This is a genomic window from Oceanirhabdus seepicola (genome assembly GCF_023684385.1).
GTDB classification, from domain to species: Bacteria; Bacillota; Clostridia; order Clostridiales; family Clostridiaceae; genus Oceanirhabdus; species Oceanirhabdus seepicola.
Genome location: NZ_JAGSOJ010000005.1, coordinates 280,931 through 301,706, shown reverse-complemented (window position 1 = coordinate 301,706; position 20,776 = coordinate 280,931). Strand labels below are relative to the sequence as shown.

Annotated in this window: 18 protein-coding genes and 1 riboswitch; of the genes, 11 read left to right on the top strand and 7 right to left on the bottom strand. The window is 29.6% G+C overall.

What is annotated here, in order from left to right; all coding sequences use genetic code 11:
• Window positions 1-122 precede the first annotated feature (122 nt).
• The gene (locus tag KDK92_RS24940; protein WP_420852352.1) at window positions 123-476 is read right to left on the bottom strand and encodes a protease inhibitor I42 family protein; all 354 of its coding nucleotides are present in this window, start codon (window positions 474-476) and stop codon (window positions 123-125) included.
• Window positions 477-741: 265 nt separating this feature from the next.
• On the opposite strand from KDK92_RS24940, the gene KDK92_RS21425 reads away from it, so the two are divergent.
• The 10 genes from KDK92_RS21425 to KDK92_RS21380 all read left to right on the top strand — a co-directional run bounded on the left by KDK92_RS21425 (window position 742) and on the right by KDK92_RS21380 (window position 13,931).
• The gene (locus tag KDK92_RS21425; RefSeq protein ID WP_250861454.1) at window positions 742-1,953 is read left to right on the top strand and encodes a hypothetical protein; all 1,212 of its coding nucleotides are present in this window, start codon (window positions 742-744) and stop codon (window positions 1,951-1,953) included.
• A gap of 398 nt (window positions 1,954-2,351) precedes the next feature.
• Window positions 2,352-3,326 (top strand): DUF4349 domain-containing protein, encoded by a 975-nt coding sequence (locus tag KDK92_RS21420; protein ID WP_250861453.1) that lies wholly within the window; start codon window positions 2,352-2,354, stop codon window positions 3,324-3,326.
• Window positions 3,327-3,384: 58 nt separating this feature from the next.
• A riboswitch (cobalamin riboswitch) is annotated at window positions 3,385-3,572 on the top strand.
• A gap of 187 nt (window positions 3,573-3,759) precedes the next feature.
• On the top strand, window positions 3,760-4,800 hold the full coding sequence (locus KDK92_RS21415) for an ABC transporter substrate-binding protein (RefSeq protein WP_250861452.1): 1,041 nt from the start codon (window positions 3,760-3,762) through the stop codon (window positions 4,798-4,800).
• 191 nt (window positions 4,801-4,991) lie between these two features.
• Complete coding sequence (locus KDK92_RS21410; RefSeq protein WP_250861451.1) at window positions 4,992-6,056, top strand: FecCD family ABC transporter permease; 1,065 nt, start codon at window positions 4,992-4,994, stop codon at window positions 6,054-6,056.
• Entirely contained in the window at window positions 6,053-6,826 is a 774-nt protein-coding gene (locus KDK92_RS21405) for an ABC transporter ATP-binding protein (RefSeq protein WP_250861450.1), read from the top strand. The genes KDK92_RS21410 and KDK92_RS21405 overlap by 4 nt, the downstream gene beginning before the upstream one ends.
• A 146-nt stretch (window positions 6,827-6,972) precedes the next feature.
• Window positions 6,973-7,947 carry a TIM barrel protein gene (locus KDK92_RS21400; protein ID WP_250861449.1) on the top strand — a complete coding sequence of 325 codons (975 nt, stop codon included), beginning with the start codon at window positions 6,973-6,975 and terminating at the stop codon, window positions 7,945-7,947.
• A 239-nt stretch (window positions 7,948-8,186) separates the two neighbouring features.
• Complete coding sequence (locus tag KDK92_RS21395; RefSeq protein ID WP_250861448.1) at window positions 8,187-11,114, top strand: insulinase family protein; 2,928 nt, start codon at window positions 8,187-8,189, stop codon at window positions 11,112-11,114.
• Window positions 11,115-11,189: 75 nt separating this feature from the next.
• Window positions 11,190-12,131, top strand: coding sequence for a phosphoglycerate dehydrogenase (locus KDK92_RS21390; RefSeq protein ID WP_276576077.1), 942 nt, complete (start codon window positions 11,190-11,192; stop codon window positions 12,129-12,131).
• Window positions 12,132-12,151: 20 nt separating this feature from the next.
• Window positions 12,152-13,390 (top strand): competence/damage-inducible protein A, encoded by a 1,239-nt coding sequence (locus tag KDK92_RS21385; protein WP_250861447.1) that lies wholly within the window; start codon window positions 12,152-12,154, stop codon window positions 13,388-13,390.
• 181 nt (window positions 13,391-13,571) lie between these two features.
• A complete protein-coding gene (locus tag KDK92_RS21380) occupies window positions 13,572-13,931 on the top strand; it encodes a hypothetical protein (RefSeq protein WP_250861446.1) in 360 nt (119 codons plus the stop codon).
• Window positions 13,932-14,013: 82 nt separating this feature from the next.
• Here KDK92_RS21380 and KDK92_RS21375 read toward each other — a convergent pair whose 3' ends face one another.
• Window positions 14,014-15,042 carry a helix-turn-helix domain-containing protein gene (locus KDK92_RS21375; RefSeq protein WP_250861445.1) on the bottom strand — a complete coding sequence of 343 codons (1,029 nt, stop codon included), beginning with the start codon at window positions 15,040-15,042 and terminating at the stop codon, window positions 14,014-14,016.
• Window positions 15,043-15,329: 287 nt separating this feature from the next.
• On the opposite strand from KDK92_RS21375, the gene KDK92_RS21370 reads away from it, so the two are divergent.
• Window positions 15,330-15,863 (top strand): isochorismatase family protein, encoded by a 534-nt coding sequence (locus KDK92_RS21370; protein ID WP_250861444.1) that lies wholly within the window; start codon window positions 15,330-15,332, stop codon window positions 15,861-15,863.
• An 84-nt stretch (window positions 15,864-15,947) separates the two neighbouring features.
• On the opposite strand, the gene KDK92_RS21365 is transcribed toward KDK92_RS21370, so the two are convergent.
• The 5 genes from KDK92_RS21365 to KDK92_RS21345 form a co-directional block, all read right to left on the bottom strand.
• Window positions 15,948-16,460 carry a ferritin gene (locus tag KDK92_RS21365; RefSeq protein WP_250861443.1) on the bottom strand — a complete coding sequence of 171 codons (513 nt, stop codon included), beginning with the start codon at window positions 16,458-16,460 and terminating at the stop codon, window positions 15,948-15,950.
• Window positions 16,461-16,582: 122 nt separating this feature from the next.
• Window positions 16,583-17,797 carry a S8 family serine peptidase gene (locus KDK92_RS21360; RefSeq protein ID WP_250861442.1) on the bottom strand — a complete coding sequence of 405 codons (1,215 nt, stop codon included), beginning with the start codon at window positions 17,795-17,797 and terminating at the stop codon, window positions 16,583-16,585.
• Window positions 17,798-17,947: 150 nt separating this feature from the next.
• Window positions 17,948-18,844 carry a selenium metabolism-associated LysR family transcriptional regulator gene (locus KDK92_RS21355; RefSeq protein WP_250861441.1) on the bottom strand — a complete coding sequence of 299 codons (897 nt, stop codon included), beginning with the start codon at window positions 18,842-18,844 and terminating at the stop codon, window positions 17,948-17,950.
• Between the two features lie 160 nt (window positions 18,845-19,004).
• On the bottom strand, window positions 19,005-19,433 hold the full coding sequence (locus tag KDK92_RS21350) for a DMT family transporter (protein WP_250861440.1): 429 nt from the start codon (window positions 19,431-19,433) through the stop codon (window positions 19,005-19,007).
• A gap of 123 nt (window positions 19,434-19,556) precedes the next feature.
• Entirely contained in the window at window positions 19,557-20,597 is a 1,041-nt protein-coding gene (locus KDK92_RS21345) for a right-handed parallel beta-helix repeat-containing protein (protein WP_250861439.1), read from the bottom strand.
• Window positions 20,598-20,776 lie beyond the last annotated feature (179 nt).

The following is a 20,776-nucleotide window of genomic DNA, read 5'->3' as shown; positions in this document are numbered from 1 at the left end:
ACTTGTGTTTCAAAAATGTGAATGGTTTCTTCACTTTTTGAAATAACTTTAGTGGAAGTTATTATTAAACGATCCATGTAATAAGGGACAGTTCTCAATATTTTTTAAACTGAGAGCTGTCCTTAAATTATTGTTATATAGTATATTAATTTTTCAACAGATGAATTTATACCTTCCCAAGAACGATACAGATTAAATTGCAGAGTAATCTTCCCATAATAAAAACTTCTAAATTTCCAAATAACAATGTGTTTCCTTCCCAATATATGGATAGGAGCAAGATCAAAGCTTTTTTTTGAAATCAAACTTATAAGATCCCTATCATAATTACTCAAATGCCATCGAAAACTTGAAAAGTGGTTTTCTTTTAACTCAATTACGAAATCTTCCCCAACTTTAAGATAATAAGGAATAAAGGGTAGAATACTAATTGTTCCTTTTTTCTCTTTTAAATATTTTTCACACAAAAAAATCACTACCTTACGGAATTTACTTTGAAAATTGTGTTTCAATAAATATTTTATGCGAAACGTAAGGAAAAGTTACTAAGGTATATGAAAATAAATAACAAATCAAAGATGCGACGGATATTTTGCGTCATGGGTCGAGTTGGCTGATAGTTACGCTATCAGTAAGTTCCAAGGATGAATCAGACCACAAAATAGACTAGCATACTGACTAGGTATTTATTTGAATATGCCTAATATATATATAGTATACAAGTTTAAAAGAGGTTAAATTATGAAGATAGATTATAGTATATATCCTGAAAATGGATCAATATTGCATGAAGATAAAATTAAAATAGGGGTGGACTTCAAGAAATTTGAGGATATAAACATACCATCTTTGTGTATGAGTATAAATAACAAACATATTAATGCATTACTTAGTAAAGAAGGAATATATTTTGATAATGAAGCAGGAAGAATATATGGTTTGAACTTGATAAAGGTAGAAGGAATAAGTAAGCGAGGAAAGAAATTTGAAATAAAATGGAGATTTATTTTATTAAGAAATGAACTAAGTTTAAAATCAGTAGCCATAAGATGTACTGATATAAGTGATAAAAAGATTGAAGTAGGGTATAGAAATGAATTGATTAATAGTACAGGTATAAAGATATATTCTGTTGAACAACTATATAAAACAACTGTTATAGGAGAAAAAGGATTCAGATGTAGAGAATTATCAACACTGGAATATCTAAGGATAAAGTGGGAAGGAAGAAAAAATGTACATAGCGTTAATGGATATATATTTGGATATGTAAAAGAGGCGCATAGGAAATATACTATGTATAACTTAAGGGTAGCAAACAAGTATATCGAGGACTATAAATTTAATGATGAGAATGAATTTAATATACCAATACTTAATATAAATAAAATCAAATACCTAGGTAAATATTTAAGAAAAAACAAAAGTTATTCCGGATATATTGTAATAAATACAAGAGAAGGGATACATAAATTTATTGAAGAATATAGAAATGGCTTAGATGAGGGGAGTAAGATCGGGGTATGGGGAATTGAATTCAGTTCTGAGGAGATAAGGAAAACAACTCTTATAGGTAAGAATACTAGTAATACTTTTTATGAGGGGTTTCGGAATAAAAGAACCATTGTAAGCAATATTGAAAAGTATTCCCTTGAAGTATTTATTAATGGAAGGACTATAGGAGAATTTGTCATTCCAAAGTTTAAAAATATACTGTGTCTTTCTATCAATATTATGGATAGAAAATACGGAATAGAAACAATAAAAATAATTGGAGGTAATCAACTCACCGTATTAGAACGAACTTATAATGAAGAATACTCCATATTTATTGATGAGAATATCAATATGGAGGAATTAAACTATCTGTTTGTTCATATAAAATGCAAGAATAATGGGTGGATTATTACATCCCCTATATATATAAAGGGCTCGTTTCACTCGCTTCGCTAGGGAACCCTATGGTTCCCTTCGACGCAACTGATGTTGCTGAGCACCCTCCTTAAACCGGCAGGGGAATATTTCCCCTACAACCCCGGCATTTTTTATTCTTTAGAAATTGAACGGGTATACTTTTTCACAAACATGCAAATCTTTAAATAAGCAGAGGTGCATAGGACAAACCTTTAAATAAGTTTATCAATTTACTAAAGAATAAAAGATGTATGATTTAACCTTTTCTTAACTTTTTTGAATATCTTTACGTATATAATTTATATATAGAGAATCCATAGTTAAACTTTATTTATACATGCTCAAAATCGCAGTGTTTCTATGAGTTTTGAGTATGTATAAATTTAGTTTTAACTTAGAATCTTTATAGATCAATTCATTTATGAAAGGGGAAAAATATGAAAAAGTGGGGTAAGTATTTAATTATATTTTTAGTTATAGCTATAAGCAGTGTGGGGATAGTTGCTTGTGGATCAAAGTCAAATGAATCAAAATTAAACTCAAACTCAATAAGAGATGATAGCACAAAATATGATTCAGCAAATATGGAATCAGACAAAGGGGATAAAACTGAATCTAAGAGTATGGAGAATAGTAAAAAGACTGGCGATCAAGAGCAAACTTGGAATGATAGAAAAATAATATTAAGGGAATACATTACTATAGAAACACTTAATTTTGATGAGGACAAAGATGCAATTCTCAGTAGAGCAAATAAATATGGAGGATATATTGAGGAATCACAGGTAAGTGGAAGAGGAGTAAGAGATAAATATTCTAGGAGAAATGCTCGTTATGTATTTAGAATACCTAGAAAGAATTATGAGTTATTTAAAAATGAAGTTGAACAGTTTGCGCATATTATAAATCAGAATGCAACTAGTGAAGATGTTACAGTTGACTTCTATGATACTGAAGCTAGAGTAAAGACATTAAAAATACAAGAAGAGAGATTATTAGATATATTAAAAAAATCTGGAGATTTAAAAGATATAATTATAATTGAGAAAGAATTACAGCAGGTTAGATATGAAATTGAAAGAAACACTACTAATTTAAGGAGATTGAGTAATCTTGTTGATTATACAACTATAACCATAGAACTGGAAGAAGTTTTTGAGATTACAGATATAGTTGATAATCCACAGAAGTTAGGTGAAAAAATAGTTAAAGCATTCAATAAATCGGTAGATGGAGTTGGAGAATTCTTTAAATGGTTGATATTATTTGTTGTAGCATTCATCCCATATTTGATTATAATAATACCTCTTGCGATAATTGTATATTTCACATATAGGAGACTAACAAAGAAAAACAGCAAGGACATTGTTGAAAATTCAAACAAAAAGTCTAAAGAAGATTCAGAAAAATAAATTTTTATTGACATTAGATATCAATAATGTATAATGTGATTAGATATAATAAGAAAAATTAAATATTGAATTATCGGGTTTATTGTAGATAATAATATAACTACAATAATTAAAAGGGAAGTAGGTGAAAATCCTACACGGTCACGCCACTGTAAGAGCGAGTACTCATTATATCCAAGTATATTAAAATAGGAAATGAGTATGTTGAAGCTTGAGTCAGGTATCTGCCTATATGATCTATACAAAACTCTACGAACGATGGAGGGTATAGTAATAGTAAACTTAATTATTATTATTTATAAGTTTAAATATGACTATTAACCTCTTAATCTTTTAGATTAAGAGGTTTTTTATAGGATTAAACCTTAAAAGTATGATTATTAAGCTCACACTATAATCTTTCAAGTTCACTAAAATTTAGGAGGATTTTCATATGAAAGGATTAAAAAAATTATTGTTACCACTAATCATAGGTATGTTCTTAATGGTTGGTTGCGGACAAGTAGCTGAAAATAATGGTAATAACCAGGGCAAAGAAAATAATAAGAACATAACTAGCAAAGATAATTCAAAGAATAATAAAAAAGAAGAAAATAAAGAAGTTGAAAAAGAAGAATCAATATATCCTTTAACTGTGAAAGATAGTTTAGGAACAGAGATGACTATTGAGAGTAAGCCAGAAAAAATAATCTCATTAACATTAGGAACAGACGAAATGTTATTAAGCCTTGTTGATCATGAAAAGATTCTCGCATTATCAGGAAAAATTGCAGAGAATAAAGGAGCATCAAATGTATCTGATATAGCTGTTAATTTTGATAAAGCTGAAAGCAATATTGAAAAAGTTATATCTTTACAACCAGAATTAGTATTTGCATCAAGTTGGATAAAAAAAGAAAAGATTGATCAGATGAGAGAGGCTGGAATAATAGTATATTGTTATGGTACAGCTAACAATATAGAACAACAAAAAGAGATTATATTAGAGGTTGCTAACATTGTTGGTGAAAAAGAAAATGGTGAAAAATTAGTTAAAGAGATGGATGATAAGTTAAATTTCATAAAAGAAAAATTAGCAGGATTAAAAGAAGAAGATAAGTTAAGAGTGCTTTCTTATACTTCATATGGATCAACAAATGCAAAAGGAACAACATTTGATGATGTAGCAAAAAAAGCTGGATGCATTAACGTAGCATCAGAAGCAGATCTTGAGGGATGGCCTCAAATATCTAAAGAAAAAATCATAGAATTAAATCCAGATATTATTACATTACCATCTGTATCTTATGATGATAAGACTCCAGAAGATTTTAAGAAATCAATTATGGAAGATGAAAGTTTTAAGGATGTTAAAGCAGTTAAAGAAGGTAGAGTATATTTATTACCTGACAAGCATATGAGTGCTGTTTCACAATATATTGTATTTGGAGTAGAAGATTTAGCTAAAGCTGCATACCCAGATTTATTTAAGTAAGATAACAATTACATAAACAATCTAAAGATAACTTTCATTAAGATTTATAATATGATTGTTTATTCTGAATAATATTGAAGCAATAGAAATTAAAATTGTTTTCCCATTTTCTAATTTTTATACTAGGCTGTGATGCGAGATTCCCAACTCGCACACAGCCTAAAATTGAATATACTTGAGGGAGAAGAAAAATGAAAAAGCTAATCAGTAATGATTTAAAAATAAAAAATAAAAAAGATAAGAGGTATCTTATTCCTATATTTGTAGTTATATTGTTTTTAGCAATAATTATGAGCGCTGCAATAGGGGCTGTTAAGGTACCATATGGAGATACCTTCAAGATAATAATAAATAAAATATTCTCAACTAATTTTGAGATAAAGGAAAAAAGCTTCGAATCAATAATATTCTATGTTAGATTACCAAGGGTTATTGTATCCGCGATTGTTGGAGGAGCTTTAGCATTATGTGGAGCGGTTATGCAGAGTATGTTCAGAAACCCTATGGCAGATCCAGGAATAATAGGTATATCTAGTGGAGCTAGTTTGGGTGCAGTAATTGCAGTTGCATTAAATTTAACGTCATTATCTTTATATTACATGCCATTACTTGCAATAATAGGGGCATTAGGAGCAGCATTTACTATATATAAGCTATCATCATATAAGGGGAAGATACCTGTATTAACACTGATTTTATCAGGGATAGCTGTTAGTACATTTCTAGGTGCTATTAATTCTTTAATATTATCAAAGATAGCTGAATATAAAGTAAGAGAGTATTTGTTTTGGTCTATAGGAAGTTTATCAGGAAGAAGATGGGAACATGTAAGATTGGCATTTATTCCAATAATGATACTTACCATAATCCTTTTATTCTTTTCAAAGGAATTAAATATTCTATTATTAGGGGAAGAAGAAGCTCATTCTGTTGGGGTGAATCCAACTAAGGCTAGAAGGAAAATATTATTTCTAACATCAATAACAACAGCAATAGCAGTATGTGTAAGTGGAAACATAGGGTTTGTAGGATTAGTTGTTCCTCATATTCTTAGATTGATTGTTGGACCTGATAACAGAATACTTCTACCTTTAAGTGCACTGGGAGGTGCAATCTTTCTCATAGTATGTGATTTTATAGCTAGAACCATAATAATGCCAGCAGAGATTGGAGTGGGTATTGTTACATCACTTGTAGGAGCCCCATACTTTATTTATCTTCTTATGAAGGCACGTAAGGAGGGAATATCTATATGAATAAAATTATTGAAATATCAAGTTTACACTATTCGATTAATAATAAAAAGATACTTGATGATATTAATATCTCATTTGGAAAAGGAGAGTTTATTGGATTAATTGGTCCTAATGGAGCAGGGAAAACTACCTTATTAAAGAGTATTAACGGAATAAATGAACTAGATGCAGGAGATATAAAAATTGCAGGTAAAGATATAAGAAAAATGAAAGATAAGGAATTGGCTAAAGAGGTTGCCTTAATGAATCAAAATACAAGTATTTCCTTTGCTTTTCCATGTGGGGAGATAGTGATGATGGGAAGATATCCTTATAGCAGAACATTTGGAGGTTTCACTAAGGAAGATAGTGAAATTGTTAATAAATATATGAATTTTACAGATACTATTAATTTCAAAGATAGATTAATTACGCAGTTATCGGGAGGGGAAAGACAAAGGGTACTTTTTGCAAAGGTATTAGCTCAAGAAACTGATGTAATACTCCTGGATGAACCAACTGCTAGTTTAGATATCACTCATGAAGAGCAAATATTTAAATATTCAAAAGAATTAAGTGATAAAGGAAAAACTGTAATAGCTGCAGTTCATGATTTAAGAATAGCAATCAAGTATTGCAGCAAGTTAGTACTTCTTGATAAAGGTGGAATAGTTAAAGAAGGAACAGCAGAAGAGGTTATAACAGAGGAAAATCTCAAAACTGCTTATGGAATAAATTCTCAAGTATATTTTAATACAGTTTCCAATTCGCTAGATTTTTTTGTTCGTTAGTTTGGGGGGGACAGTTCTCAATATTTAAGGCTATTTAGAGTTTGAATATTGAGAACTGTCCCCCTCAGAGTAGAAAAATTATGCATAAGGTGTATGAGTACAATAATAGTATAATTGTTAAATTCGGAGGGAAAAGAGGGGATTAAATGTACAAGATTTTAAATATATCAAACTATGATGGGGATCTTAAAAAATTTGAATACAATCATAGTAATATGACAAAGTTTCTAGAAAACTATAATTTAGATGGATTTGAGATAATACAATTTAATCAATGGAAAGAAGAACAAATACCAAAAGACATTCTTAAGGGATTACATTTAAGGTTTTATCCAACTTGGATTGATTTTTATAGAGGAGATATGGATAAGCTTCTTTCAAAAACAGAATCGCAAGAAAATATAAGTATGCTGTATGGAGGAAACCATAAGAACGTAATGATTGATTACTACAAAAGTGAACTTAGAACAGCTAAAGAAATGGGTGTTGAATATGTGGTATTTCATGTTTGTCATGTAGATTTGCATGAAGCACTAACATATGAGTTTTCATATAGTGATGAAGAGATAATTGATGAAGCTGCTAATTTGATTAATGAAATTTTTAATGGGGAAGAAGAATACAAATTCAGTTTATTGTTAGAAAACTTATGGTGGCCAGGACTAAAGTTAAAGAATAAAGAGAATATGCGAAGTATTATAGAAAAAATAAACTATGATAAAGTTGGATTTATGTTGGATACAGGGCATATGATAAATACAAATATCGATATTAAGGATAAAGATGAAGCTGTAGAATACATTATTGAGACTATAGATGAGTTGTATGAGATGAAGAAGTATATAAAAGGAATACATCTTAATTACTCCTTGTCAGGGGATTATGTGAAAAAATTTATTGAAAGTCAAAAGAAAATCAAAAGTAAGTACGAATTTAAAGAATTATTTAAAAATATTTACAATCATATTAGTAAGATAGACTATCACGATCCTTTTGAGCATGAGAGAGTAAATGAATTGATTGAATCGTTAGATATAAAATATTTAGTATATGAGTTATTAGCACCAACTTTAGAAGAGTTAGAAGATAAAATTAAAAGGCAGGATAAATGGATTAAATAAGATAAATAGAGGGACCGTTCTCAAGATTTAATGTGATTAAAGCATAAAATATTGAGAACTGTCCCTCTAGTATTGTATAAATTACATTAAGAATCAAGATAATAAAAGTGAGTAATAAATACTAAAAATCAAAGGTATAAATTACTATTAGATAAATAATTTGTTATAATGGTATAAAGGTAATAATTCGAGAGTAAAACTAATTTATAATACGTATACATAGTAAAGGAGAGATTAATATGACTTTCAAAATCAATGAAACATATAATGGATTTAAGTTATTGAGAGAAGAGAAGGTTGAGGAAACAAATTCAATATCTAGATTATTTCAACATGAGAAAACAGGAGCTAGATTATTAAGTTTATTTAATGATGATGATAATAAGGTGTTTTCAATATCTTTTAGAACACCACCAGAAGATCATACTGGATTACCACATATACTAGAACATTCAGTTTTATGTGGGTCTAGAAAGTTTCCTACTAAAGAACCATTCGTAGAACTAATGAAGGGATCTCTTAATACATTTTTAAATGCTATGACTTTTTCAGATAAAACAATGTATCCTATAGCTAGTAGAAATGATAAGGATTTTTTCAATATCATGGATGTATACTTAGATGCAGTATTTTATCCTAACCTACATGAAATACCAGAAATATTGATGCAGGAAGGTTGGCATTATCACCTTGAAAAGAAAGAGGATAAGTTAACATATAAAGGTGTTGTTTATAATGAGATGAAGGGTGCATTCTCATCACCAGAAGGTGTCTTACATAGAAAGATAGAAGAGTCAGTACTTAAGGACACTATATATGCAAACGAGTCAGGTGGTGATCCAGACTTTATAACAGATTTAACACAATCACAGTTTGAAGAATTCCATAAAAAATATTATCATCCATCAAATAGTTATATATTCCTTTATGGAGATGGAGATATACAAGAACAACTTAAATTTATCAACGAAGAATATCTTAGTAACTTTGATAAATTAGATATAGACTCACATATTGAAAAACAACAACCGTATGAAGAAATACAAAATGTTGAAGTTGATTACTCAATATCAGCAGATGATGATGATAAGGAAAAAACATATTTAAGTTTAAACTATGTTGTAGGAGAATCAACAGATAGAGAATTAGTGCTAGCAATGGATATTCTTGAATACATGCTTCTAGAAAACCCAGCAGCACCACTTAAAAAAGCATTGGTAGATGCTAATTTAGGTAAAGATGTGTTTGGAAGTTATAATAATTCAGTAATTCAACCTGTATTATCAATAATATTAAAAAATTCAGATGCTGAAAAAACTGAAGAGTTTAAGAAAGTAGTTTATGATACATTAAATGATTTAGTTGAGAAAGGTATAGATGAAGACCTAATCGAGGCTAGTATAAATATAAATGAATTTAAATTGAGAGAATCAGAAATGGGTGGCTTATCAAAAGGACTATTATATGCAATTAAATGTATGGATGGTTGGTTATACGAAGCAGATCCATTGATGCATATGAGATATGAAAATGAGCTTCACAGCATTAAAGAGAAGAGTAAAAATAGATATTTTGAAGGATTAATTCAGAAATATATTTTAGATAATAAACATGGATCATTATTAACATTAAAGCCTAAAAAGGGAATGGCAGAAGAACATTCAGAAGAGATACAAAGTAAGTTAGATGAGTATAAAGCTAGTTTATCAGAAGAAGAAATAAATAATATTGTAGAAGGAACTAAGAAACTTTTAGAAAGACAGATGACTCCAGATAGTAAGGAAGCATTAAGTACAATTCCACTAATAGAGTTAGAGGATATTCCGGCTGAGCCAGAGGAAATACCACAAGTAGAAAAAGAAATCAATGGAACAAAGGTATTATACCAAGAGGAATTTACTAGCAAGATAGCATATTTACATTTATTATTTGATTCTAGTGTTGTTGAAGAAGAGGATGTTCAATATGTAGCATTACTTGGTTCAATCTTAGGAAAAGTTAGTACTGAGGATAAACATTATTCAAAACTGTCTAATGACATAAATATTAATACAGGTGGTATTAGATTCAGTACAGAGAGTTATTCAAAAGATGGGGATGATTATACATTTTATCCAAAATTCTCTGTTAGAGCAAAAGCTTTAAGCGATAAAATACCAAATATGATTTCCTTAATTAAAGAGATAATACTTACATCTAAGTTTGATGAGGATAAGAGAATAAAAGAATTATTATCTCAATTAAAATCAAGATTAGAGATGAGTATATTTGATAGAGGACATTCAGTAGCAGCTAATAGATTATTATCATACTTCTCACCTGCTGGAAGATATCATGAAATGATATCTGGTATTAGTTTATATAAATTCATATGTAATTTAGAGAAGAACTTTGATGCAATGAAAGAAGAAATAAAAGCTAAATTAAAAAATTGTGCTGAAAGCATACTAAATAAAAATGGATTAATTATAAGTATAACTGGTGAGGATGAAGAGTATAAAATTATTGAGGATAATATTGATGAATTATTAGTAGGACTTAGTAACACAGTAATAACTCAGAAAGAATATAAATTTGAAGAGTTAAAAGATAATGAAGGATTAAAAACACCAGGTAATGTTCAATATGTTGCAAAAGGATATAACTATATAAGATTAGGTAATAAATACACTGGAAAACTTCAGGTATTAAAGAAAGTTACAAGCATAGATTACTTATGGAATAAAGTACGTGTACAAGGTGGAGCTTATGGATGTATGGTAAGATTGACTAGAGCTGGAAGCTTAATATTTACATCATATAGAGATCCAAATCTTAAAGAAACACTTGATGCTTATGATAATACTTATAAATACTTAAAAGATATTGATATTGATGATAGAGAAATGAGAAAATATATCATTGGAACTATAAGTGATATGGATGCCCCATTATCACCAGTTCTTAAAGGGGAAAAAGCTGTTGCTGACTTTATCAAAGGGTTAACATATGATGACTATAAAAAGGAAAGAGAAGAGATATTATCAACAACTCAAGAAGATATTAAAGAATTATCTTCAATTTATGAGGCTGTTATGGAAAAAGGTTTCTGTTGTGCAATGGGTAACGAAGGAAAAATCGATAAAAATAAAGAGTTATTCAATAAATTTGTAACTGTATTTGAATAAAAACATGCTCCTGTTAGAAAGACTGAATACTCTTTCTAACAGGAGTTAAGTTATATATTGAAAGAGGTGATTATTATGACAAAAGTATTGTTCACTCATGACTATGGAGAAGAAAAGTTTAATTTGATTAGAGATATGGGGTATGAAATTGTATACTTAAGAGAAGATGTAGAATTTAATGAGGAAGAACTTAAAGATATTGAGGTGCTTGTATGTTATAATCCTTTCAAAAATTTAGATATAAGTAAATTAGACAATCTTAAATTAATACAACTATCTAGTACTGGAATAGATCAAATTCCAAGAGACAGGCTAAAGAAGGATGTTACGGTGAGTAATAATAAGGGCGGCTATAGCATACCTATTGGTGAATGGATTATAATGAGCATACTTAATTTGATGAAAAATACGTATAAGCTTTTTAGACAACAACAGGATAAAAAGTGGAAGATGAATAAAAGGTGCTTAGAGATTTATGGTAAAAAAGTGGGTTTTTTAGGTACAGGAACATTAGCAGCAGAGGGTGCTAAAAGGCTTCAAGGATTTGGAACTGAGATAACAGGGTTCAATACAAATGGAAGAATAGTTGATAATATGGATTTATGTTATTCGTTAAAAGATGTTCATGAAGTTATAGGAAAATGTGATGTAGTTGTTTGTACACTGCCATATACAGAGGAAACACATGAGTTAATTAACAATGATTTTATTTCAAAAATGAAAGATGGAGTTTTATTCATTAATGTATCAAGAGGTATGCTTGTAAATGAAAAAGATTTAATTAAAAACCTGAAGAATGGAAAAATAAAAGGTGCGGCATTAGATGTATTCTATGAAGAACCGCTACCAAAAGATAATGAATTATGGAATTTAGAAAATGTAATTATATCTCCTCATAACAGTTGGATGTCTGAAATGAGGAATGAGAGAAGATTTAAAGGGATAATTGAAAACCTTAGAAGGTATAAAGAGGGACGAGAAGTTATTAATAAGGTTGATATGAAAGAAGGGTATTAAGAAAGAACGGAGGAGAATAAATGAAAGCCGAAATTTTATGTATTGGAACAGAATTACTACTTGGGAACATTGTAAATACAAATGCACAGTATCTATCAGAACAGTTAGCAGCTGCTGGAGTGAGTGTGTATTATCATACAGTTGTAGGAGATAATCCAGAGAGGGTAAAAAAAGCCTTAGAGATAGCGTATTCAAGAGCAGATATGGTTATTACTACTGGAGGGTTAGGACCTACACAAGATGATTTGTCTAAAAAGACAATTGGAGAGTTTTTTAATAGAGAAATGGTATTCAATCAAGAATGTATGAATGAAATAGAAAAATATTTTAAACGCATTAATAGAACAATGACAAAGAATAATGAGAGTCAGGCATATTTTCCAGAGGGTGCAATAATACTTAAAAATTCTAATGGAACAGCTCCTGGAATGATATTAGAAGATGAAGGAAAAGTATGTATTGTTTTACCTGGACCACCAGTAGAGATGACCTTAATGTATGAAAATGAAGTAGTTCCTTATTTGCAGGAGAAAACAGATGAGATAATCTTATCTAAGACTCTTAAGGTTATGGGAATAGGTGAATCAAAAGTAGAGGAAATGATATCAGATATTATAAATAAGCAAACTAACCCAACCATCGCACCATATGCTAAGGGCGCAGAGGTTCATCTAAGAATAACATGCAAAACTTCAAATAAAGAAGAAGCTCTTGAGAAGATAGAAAAGATGGAGCAAGAGGTAAGAGCTATACTTGGAGATAATATTTATGGATGTGACGATGATACATTAGAAGGAGTCATATGTAAATTACTTGAAGAAAAAGGTCTTAAAATAGCTGTAGCAGAGTCATGTACAGGTGGAATGATTAGTGCAAAACTAGTTAATCATCCAGGTGCATCTGCAGTATTTATGGAAGGCGCTGTAACTTATAGCAATGAAGCTAAGATGAACAGGCTTAATGTTAGAAAAGAAAGTTTAGATAAATACGGAGCTGTCAGTTCACAGGTTGCTGAGGAAATGGCAAAAGGCATAGCAGAAACTGCTAAATGTGATATAGGACTATCAACTACTGGAGTCGCAGGTCCAGGGGGGGGAACACCAGAAAAGCCTGTTGGATTGGTTTATTTAGGATTTTATTATAGAGGAAATGTGTTTTCACAGGAGATAAGATTAAATGGAGATAGGTTGAAGGTTAGAGACAGAACTACTAAGATGATATTGGATAGATTGAGAAGAGCGTTGTTGAAGGATAAGTAATAAAATAAGGCATACTTCGATTGGTGTGCCTTGTTTATATTTATGATTTATATATTATAAAGGTAAAAATACAGCAATATATATGTAATATTCGTAAAAAGAATTTAATTAGTATATAATCTAATAAACAAAAATTCTGTGTAGCTAAAAGAGAATTTATAAGATAGATGGGGGATTATTTATGAAAGATTTATTAGTGCATATTATATTCATATCAATTATTTTATTTTACACTGGATATAATTTATATTGTTTTAAAAAGGGAGATTATGATTCTATAAGGGTTTGGAGAACAACAAAAAAAGAAACAATAATCTGGGTAATAATGATGATACTTCTGATATTCAGTATATATATATTGCAGCCATCAAATATAAATTATAATGTACTTAAAGTGATATTAGCGATACATGTAGTAGTTTTAAATGTGTTGAACATATTAATTTTTAACAAGACTAACAAGAATAAGAAGAATAATATTATTGAGTTAATTTCTTACGATATACTTATTGCTTTTATGCTCTGTTTTATATTGAGATAACTAAACCAGGGATAATTGATGTTATCCCTGGTTTTCAATATATTTAATTGAGAACTTTTATCTTTTGTAAACTTAATAGTTGTTACACCATTAATTCTTGTAAATGTTTGATTTCTCTTTTTAGCCTGTCAATTGGTTCACCAAAGGTTATTGACCATTCATCGTTTAATAAATAGATAGCATCTTGCCACATTTGTATAGCATTTTGATAATCACCTTTAATTTTGTAAATATGAGCCATACACTCGTATGCGTCAATATATCTTGGTTTAGGTTGCAACTCAAGAGCTTTTTGATTGTCTTCAATTGCTTTATCATAATTGCATACACGAGCATGTTCATCTGAGCGTGTTGCCCACACTAACCAGTTTGTAGGATCTGAATCCACCATCTTATCAAATATTTCAAATGCTTCTTTATGATTTCCAGCTTTTTTGGCAATCAAGCCTTCGTACCAATAAACTCTGAAGTCATTTTCAATTTCTTTTAGTTGATTAACATGTTCCTTTGCTTCAATTAATCGACCATCAGCAATAAGATGATCCATTAAGAACATATGACCACGTCTAATCTCAGGATGTTTGTCACAAAAATCTATATAATAATCACATAGTTTATTATAATTTTGATAGTTCCAATCCATAAATATGCCTCTGCCAGCATCAACAAGTGATACATGATTATCCTTAAGGTCAGGATTGATTTCAAGAGCTTTTTTAGCATATTCGAACGCTTGATCATGATAGCTTTTTGCACGGTGGTTATATAATTCAGATAATAGAGTATAGGCTTTATCTCTTTTTTCAGATTGGTCAAGTAAACTTATTAAGTAATTCTTAGCATATAATTCATCTTGTAGATTAAGTTCCTTTTGAGTTTGTAGCATATTTTCAATGCGCTCAATATGCGCATCATTGCTAAGTGTAAATAAGTCATCTATAGAAATACCGAAAAATGTAGAGATTTTAGGTAGCAAAGAAATATCAGGTAAGGTTTGCCCTTTTTCCCATTTGGATACTGCTTGAAAGCTTACTTTCAAATAATCCGCTAATTTTTCTTGAGTTATACCTTTATTCAATCGTAACTGTTTTATTTTTTTCCCTAAATCCATTTTAATCGCCCCTTGTAGTTATTCTAGTTTTTGAATTTACTGACCGGTCAACTACAGTATAACTATATATGTTTCTAATAACAATAACTAGAAAATTGAGTTTATTCAACCAAAGGTTGAAAATAACATAGTGAAGGAATTGCAGAAAAAATTTTACAAGAAAGGATTAATGTTTAACATAATTCTACAAATTAATAAAAATTAGTATGATATAATATATTTTTAAAAGATTATTCGCAATTTTTTATAAATTATTTGACATATATTGATTTCAAGGGGGGAATTATATGAAAGCACTAATTATAACTGATATGCAAAATGTAATCTTAAATCATAAAAACTTTGATGATGAGAAAATAAAAATTGAAAAACTAATCTCTGTTTTCAGGGAAAATAATGAGCCAATAATTTTCACTAAACATGTTGAAGATGATTCTGAAGGGTTCTTTTATAAAGAAAGTGAAGGGGCACAGATTCCTAGTTATCTTGTTAAAGATAATGATTATGTTATAGAAAAAACGACTCCTAGTATGTTTAGAGGTACAAATGCACAGGAATTATTAGAGAAACTAAATGTAGATCATTTAATAATAGCAGGTTTTAATACTGAGTATTGTTGCCTTTTTTCATCAATAGCAGCCTTTGATAAAGGATATAAAGTAACTTTTGTAGAAGATGCTACTGGAACAACTAACGATGAAACTACTTATGAAATGCCAGGATTAGATATAAAGGATTTCATAGGAACTGTTTTAGATTGGTCTGGAGCTATAGAAGTATTATATTGTGAAGAATATCTTGATAAATATAATAACCTATAATTAAGGTATCTATAATTTAAAAAGGTATGAAATTTAGATTTAATATCATAATTTCATACCTTTTGATTCTTAAATTTATAATAATTATCTATTATTAGCAGGAACCACAAATGTTCTTGTAGCTAATTCCGTATCTATCATGTATACTCCAGCTGAGTTATCTTTATTTCTCTGAAGCTTCTTCATAAGCTTGTTGAAGGTGCTTTCTTCTTCACGTTGCTCATCAATGAACCACTGCAAAAAGCTAATAGTAGCAAATTCTTTCTCATCAGTAGCTAGAGAAATCAAATCATAAAAACGTTTAGTAACACTTTTTTCATGAGCATATGCTTTTTCAAAACAATCAAGCATTGAGCTATATTCATTAATAGGTTCATCTATAGCTCCTATGTTTACACGTCCACCCATATCATTGATGTAATCATAAATTTTCATAGCATGGAATCGTTCTTCTTCCGCTTGAACTCTAAAAAAGTTTGCGAAACCATCCATATCTTGAGAACTGCAGTAAGCTGCCATTGCTAAGTATAAATTAGCAGAGTAAAATTCAAAACCAATTTGTGTGTTTAATTCTTTAAAAAGATTTTCGCTGATCATAAGCCCACTCCTTGTCATATATTACTAATATTAATTAGCCATTAATTATTATGTGTTACAAATAATAATTTAATACCATATTCTAATTATACTAGCTAATAATAGTTATTGCAAGAGAATTGTTATTTGTTCGAGGGCTTTGTTTTAGATGTAAAAGCAAAAAACTCAGGTATATTTATAATTGGAATATCAGGTTTTGGACCATCTTTCGGAGTAGATGAATATTTTAGTATGGAATAAATATCATCCCATTTAAAATCTTTATTATAATCAAAGGCTAATGCGATAAGTGATGAAACTAAAGCGCTTGATAATGAAAGAGAAGTTATTGTTATGTTTAATCTATCTAATTTAAGGGGGTATAGTTTGCGACCGCTTCGTTCAGAGATATAGTTTATATCACTGTTCAAACAATTTAAACCCACACATGGAAACCAAAAATCTGGTTTTTTTAGTTTCTTATGATTACATTTAGAGGTCATTTCATAAGGTGTGTTATCTTTGTATAAACCACCTATTGTAATACAATTCTTAGATAGAGCAAATCCGCATACAGAAGAATATTCTATACCATTGCTTGTTGAGGGCACAACTACAACAATATTATCATTTCTTGCTTTTTCAAATAACTTATCAAACAGAGAGGTAATATTAGAATCGAATGTGTTAATCTCAAATGGTAAACATATTACGTTGATATTGTACTTGTCTTTTTCATTAATAAGCATATGAATACCAAAAAGTATAGTTGAAATGTAGGCCTTACCTATAGAATTGAAGGCTTTAACAACATATAGATGACTATCAGGAGATAATCCTTTTACACTTTTTTTATTTGATGATTGACTGCTTGAGATTAAACCACATATTGCAGTACCATGTCCAAAATCATCATAAGGGTATTTATATCCATTCACTAAATCAAGAAATTGAATAACCTTCCTGTGAGGTTTAAGAAGATCTACATGAGGGTAAACTCCACTACTTAAGATACCTATGGTAGTGTTTTTACCTGTCAATTTTACACTTGAATTTAAACTTATGTTTAACCCTTTAGAATAAGAGGAGTTCATGTTGAGGGTAATCATGCTGTCAGGAAAAATCCGTTTTATATAAGGATATTCTGCAAGGGTGTAAAGTGTATGTTTTTTTATAACAGCTGAAATACAATTTATTGAATCGATAATATTGAGAACTGTCCCTCTAGAATTTATAATTTTTTTTACTATTTTATCTTCAAAATTACTATATTTTATTAAAACTCTATAACTATTTAAAGAGTTATTTTCTAATAAAGGAATCAAATCTTTATGGATTTTTCTATGGATTAAAAACATCTTATCACCTTTTTAATTGCTTCACTATTTATTATATGGAATAATAAGTAATTTGAGATTAAAAAAATAAAAAAAATCTCTCGTAATGAGAGATTCATGCTGTTGAATCTCTAAAGAGAGACAACAACTAGATATTTTTTTGAAAATGAATCATATTTCCAAACCAAATTCATCCACACACATGGATATAAAGGTTTTTGCAACAGGGGTAAGAGTTCTATTCTTATTTATAACTAGATATAGACAACGTTTTAAATCTAAATCTATAATATTTGAAACTTTTAATTCGTAATTTGTAAAACTATTTAATATGAGTTGTTTTGAAACAACAGTAATACCTAAACCTTCTTTTACTAATTGTAGTAAGGCATTAATATTATCTATTTCACATATAATATTAAGCTTGTTTGATTTTAAATCACTATTTATTAATGCGCTTTCAAATGTTCTTCGCGTAGCAGAATTTTTTTCTCTCATTAAGAAATCATAATTTATAATATCTTGTACTTTAACTTGTTCTGGTATATTAAAATCTCCATTATGAACAACAACAAGTTCATCATCAATCAGTTTGTGACTCATTATTTTATCATTTTTAAAATTTGTTCCTACTATACCAATCTCACAGTTGAGATTTATTATGTCTTTAATTATATTACCTGAACCTTGCTCTTTAAGTGAAAATTTAACCTCAGGAAATTTATCATGAAAGTTATGTAGGAGCTTTGGAACTATTGAATTAAATGGGGTTGTGCTTGCTGAAAGGTTAAGGGTACCTCTAATATTATTATTAAAACTACTTAAATTAGTAATTGCATTATTACGTAAGTTTATCATATCCATTGCATAATCTAAAAGAGATTCTCCAGCTGGAGTAAGATGAACTACTTTTGAGGTTCTATCAAATAGTTGAACCTTTAATTCTTTTTCTAGAGCAGATATATGTGAACTTATTGTAGGTTGTGAAATAAATATATGATCAGCTGCTCTTGAAAAGCTTTTATGCTTTGCAACGCTTACAAAAGCTTCCACCTGTTTAAAATCCATCGACAAATTCCTCCCATTGCTTTATAAGTCTATTATTATATTAAATTGACTTATTTGCAATAGGATATTTGTTATTTAGGCGTATGAAATAAATAACAAGTCAAAGATGCCACGAAATAGACTAGCATATTGACTAGTTATTTATTTGAATATGACTAAATTATTTTATAAAGTTAAAGAGCACTATTCCTGATATCATCAATCCTAATCCAATATATTTAAAGATTGTGAATTCAACTACTTCAGTTCCAAACCAACCAAAAGCATCTATAATACCAGCTGAGGTTAATTGACTTATAAGAATAACTCCAATAGCAACTGTAGGACTTGTTGCTTCTATGCTAAGCATAACAGTAAGAATTATTATGGTTCCAAATATCCCTCCTGTTAAATAAAGTTTCTTTGCGTTAGTTATATCCTTGAAGCTACCATCACCTAATATAATCATCATAATAAAGGTAAATATTAGAGCTGTTCCTTGCACAAAAACATTAGTCTCCCATAAACCAATTTTTTCACTTAACCTTGTATTGAATACCCCTTGAAAAGTCATACATAAGCCTGCTATAACTGCAAATAAATATTTCATATCATCATCTCCTAAGAGTAGTTTTTCCTTAAAAAGATAAAATAATTTATGAAATATCGAACTTATGATTTAAGGCATATTAAAATAAATTAAGCCCTTAGGAATAAGCTAAGGGCTTTTAAGTTAACAACAATTGTTAACTTTTACGTTTCCATCAAAGACGTTATTTTCATCTGCTGGTGGGTAAGCACTAATGTTAGGGTCGTTACATTCAAAGAAATTGTCTCTAACTGCATTGTCAACTGAATCTTTTAATAGAAGAACACCAGCTTTGTTATTAGTTATGAATACATTATCGTCAACAAAGTTTTCAGTTCCATCGTCGCCTATAGCAACACCATTTCCAACATTACATATTACTTTATTAAATATAACCTTATTTAGCATACCATCGTCAATATCAACACCGTCTCTACAATTATATTCAATTTTATTTTTAACAACTGAGTTCAAATCTGTATCTTTTATATCTATCCCGTCACTTCGATTTCTAGCAACACAGTTGTTCAAAATGAATGTTCTACCAAGCCTAGATCTAATACCATCATTTAAGTTACATTTGATAGTGCATCCGATTATTAAGTTGAAAAGGCATCGGCCAGTATCTTTTTCGATTTGGATTCCAGTATTCAAATTAAATGACATATTACAGTTTAGGACTAAAGTGTTTCCCCCTGAGATTATCAAACCATAATTACCATTTTTTTCACAGGTGCATTCAATAATACATGAGTTATCACCATTAATGGTAATACCATCTCCTTTATTACCACAGCATTTTACACAGTTGAATAGGTTTCCACCTTCGGATTCTTCAGTTACAAGTATACCAAATAAACAATTGCGTATTTCGCAATCATCAATAGTACAATCTTTGCCACTTATCTCGATTCCGTTAGTATATCCTCCCTTAATAATGAAGTTTGAAATATATACACCATTTGCTTCTACATTGAATCCAGATTCTCCTCCATCAAAGCAAACCCCTTCTAAGATGGGTTTAGACTTAGGGGTGCCTTTGATTCTAAGTTTAGGTTTATTATCTGGAATGGTAACAGATTCTCTATATACACCTGGACATACAATTATAGTGTCTCCAGCTTCTGATAGAAAAACAGCATCATTAATAGTAGGTACGTCTAGAGGAACTCTTATAATACTCATATTCTCAACTCCTTGCGTTGTTTTCTTAGAGTGCATCACTTTACAGTTCTTCGTTTTATAATATGTTCAGTAGTGTTTGTGGGTTCTTATTTCAGAGAAAATAAAGGGGACAGTTCTCAAGAATTTATTAGGGAGGTAGTCTAAGAATATCTATTTTGTGATAAAAGATAAGATTTAAA

What these genes read in the sequence shown, in the direction of transcription:
- KDK92_RS21375 (WP_250861445.1), bottom strand. Translation starts at nt 15,042, where the DNA reads ATGGATTTAGGGAAAAAAATAAAACAGTTACGATTGAATAAAGGTATA.
- KDK92_RS21385 (WP_250861447.1), top strand. Translation starts at nt 12,152, where the DNA reads ATGAAAGCCGAAATTTTATGTATTGGAACAGAATTACTACTTGGGAAC.
- KDK92_RS21410 (WP_250861451.1), top strand. Translation starts at nt 4,992, where the DNA reads ATGAAAAAGCTAATCAGTAATGATTTAAAAATAAAAAATAAAAAAGAT.
- KDK92_RS21395 (WP_250861448.1), top strand. Translation starts at nt 8,187, where the DNA reads ATGACTTTCAAAATCAATGAAACATATAATGGATTTAAGTTATTGAGA.
- KDK92_RS21370 (WP_250861444.1), top strand. Translation starts at nt 15,330, where the DNA reads ATGAAAGCACTAATTATAACTGATATGCAAAATGTAATCTTAAATCAT.
- KDK92_RS21420 (WP_250861453.1), top strand. Translation starts at nt 2,352, where the DNA reads ATGAAAAAGTGGGGTAAGTATTTAATTATATTTTTAGTTATAGCTATA.
- KDK92_RS21365 (WP_250861443.1), bottom strand. Translation starts at nt 16,460, where the DNA reads ATGATCAGCGAAAATCTTTTTAAAGAATTAAACACACAAATTGGTTTT.
- KDK92_RS21360 (WP_250861442.1), bottom strand. Translation starts at nt 17,797, where the DNA reads ATGTTTTTAATCCATAGAAAAATCCATAAAGATTTGATTCCTTTATTA.
- KDK92_RS21390 (WP_276576077.1), top strand. Translation starts at nt 11,190, where the DNA reads ATGACAAAAGTATTGTTCACTCATGACTATGGAGAAGAAAAGTTTAAT.
- KDK92_RS21425 (WP_250861454.1), top strand. Translation starts at nt 742, where the DNA reads ATGAAGATAGATTATAGTATATATCCTGAAAATGGATCAATATTGCAT.
- KDK92_RS21350 (WP_250861440.1), bottom strand. Translation starts at nt 19,433, where the DNA reads ATGAAATATTTATTTGCAGTTATAGCAGGCTTATGTATGACTTTTCAA.
- KDK92_RS21345 (WP_250861439.1), bottom strand. Translation starts at nt 20,597, where the DNA reads ATGAGTATTATAAGAGTTCCTCTAGACGTACCTACTATTAATGATGCT.
- KDK92_RS21380 (WP_250861446.1), top strand. Translation starts at nt 13,572, where the DNA reads ATGAAAGATTTATTAGTGCATATTATATTCATATCAATTATTTTATTT.
- KDK92_RS21355 (WP_250861441.1), bottom strand. Translation starts at nt 18,844, where the DNA reads ATGGATTTTAAACAGGTGGAAGCTTTTGTAAGCGTTGCAAAGCATAAA.
- KDK92_RS21405 (WP_250861450.1), top strand. Translation starts at nt 6,053, where the DNA reads ATGAATAAAATTATTGAAATATCAAGTTTACACTATTCGATTAATAAT.
- KDK92_RS21400 (WP_250861449.1), top strand. Translation starts at nt 6,973, where the DNA reads ATGTACAAGATTTTAAATATATCAAACTATGATGGGGATCTTAAAAAA.
- KDK92_RS21415 (WP_250861452.1), top strand. Translation starts at nt 3,760, where the DNA reads ATGAAAGGATTAAAAAAATTATTGTTACCACTAATCATAGGTATGTTC.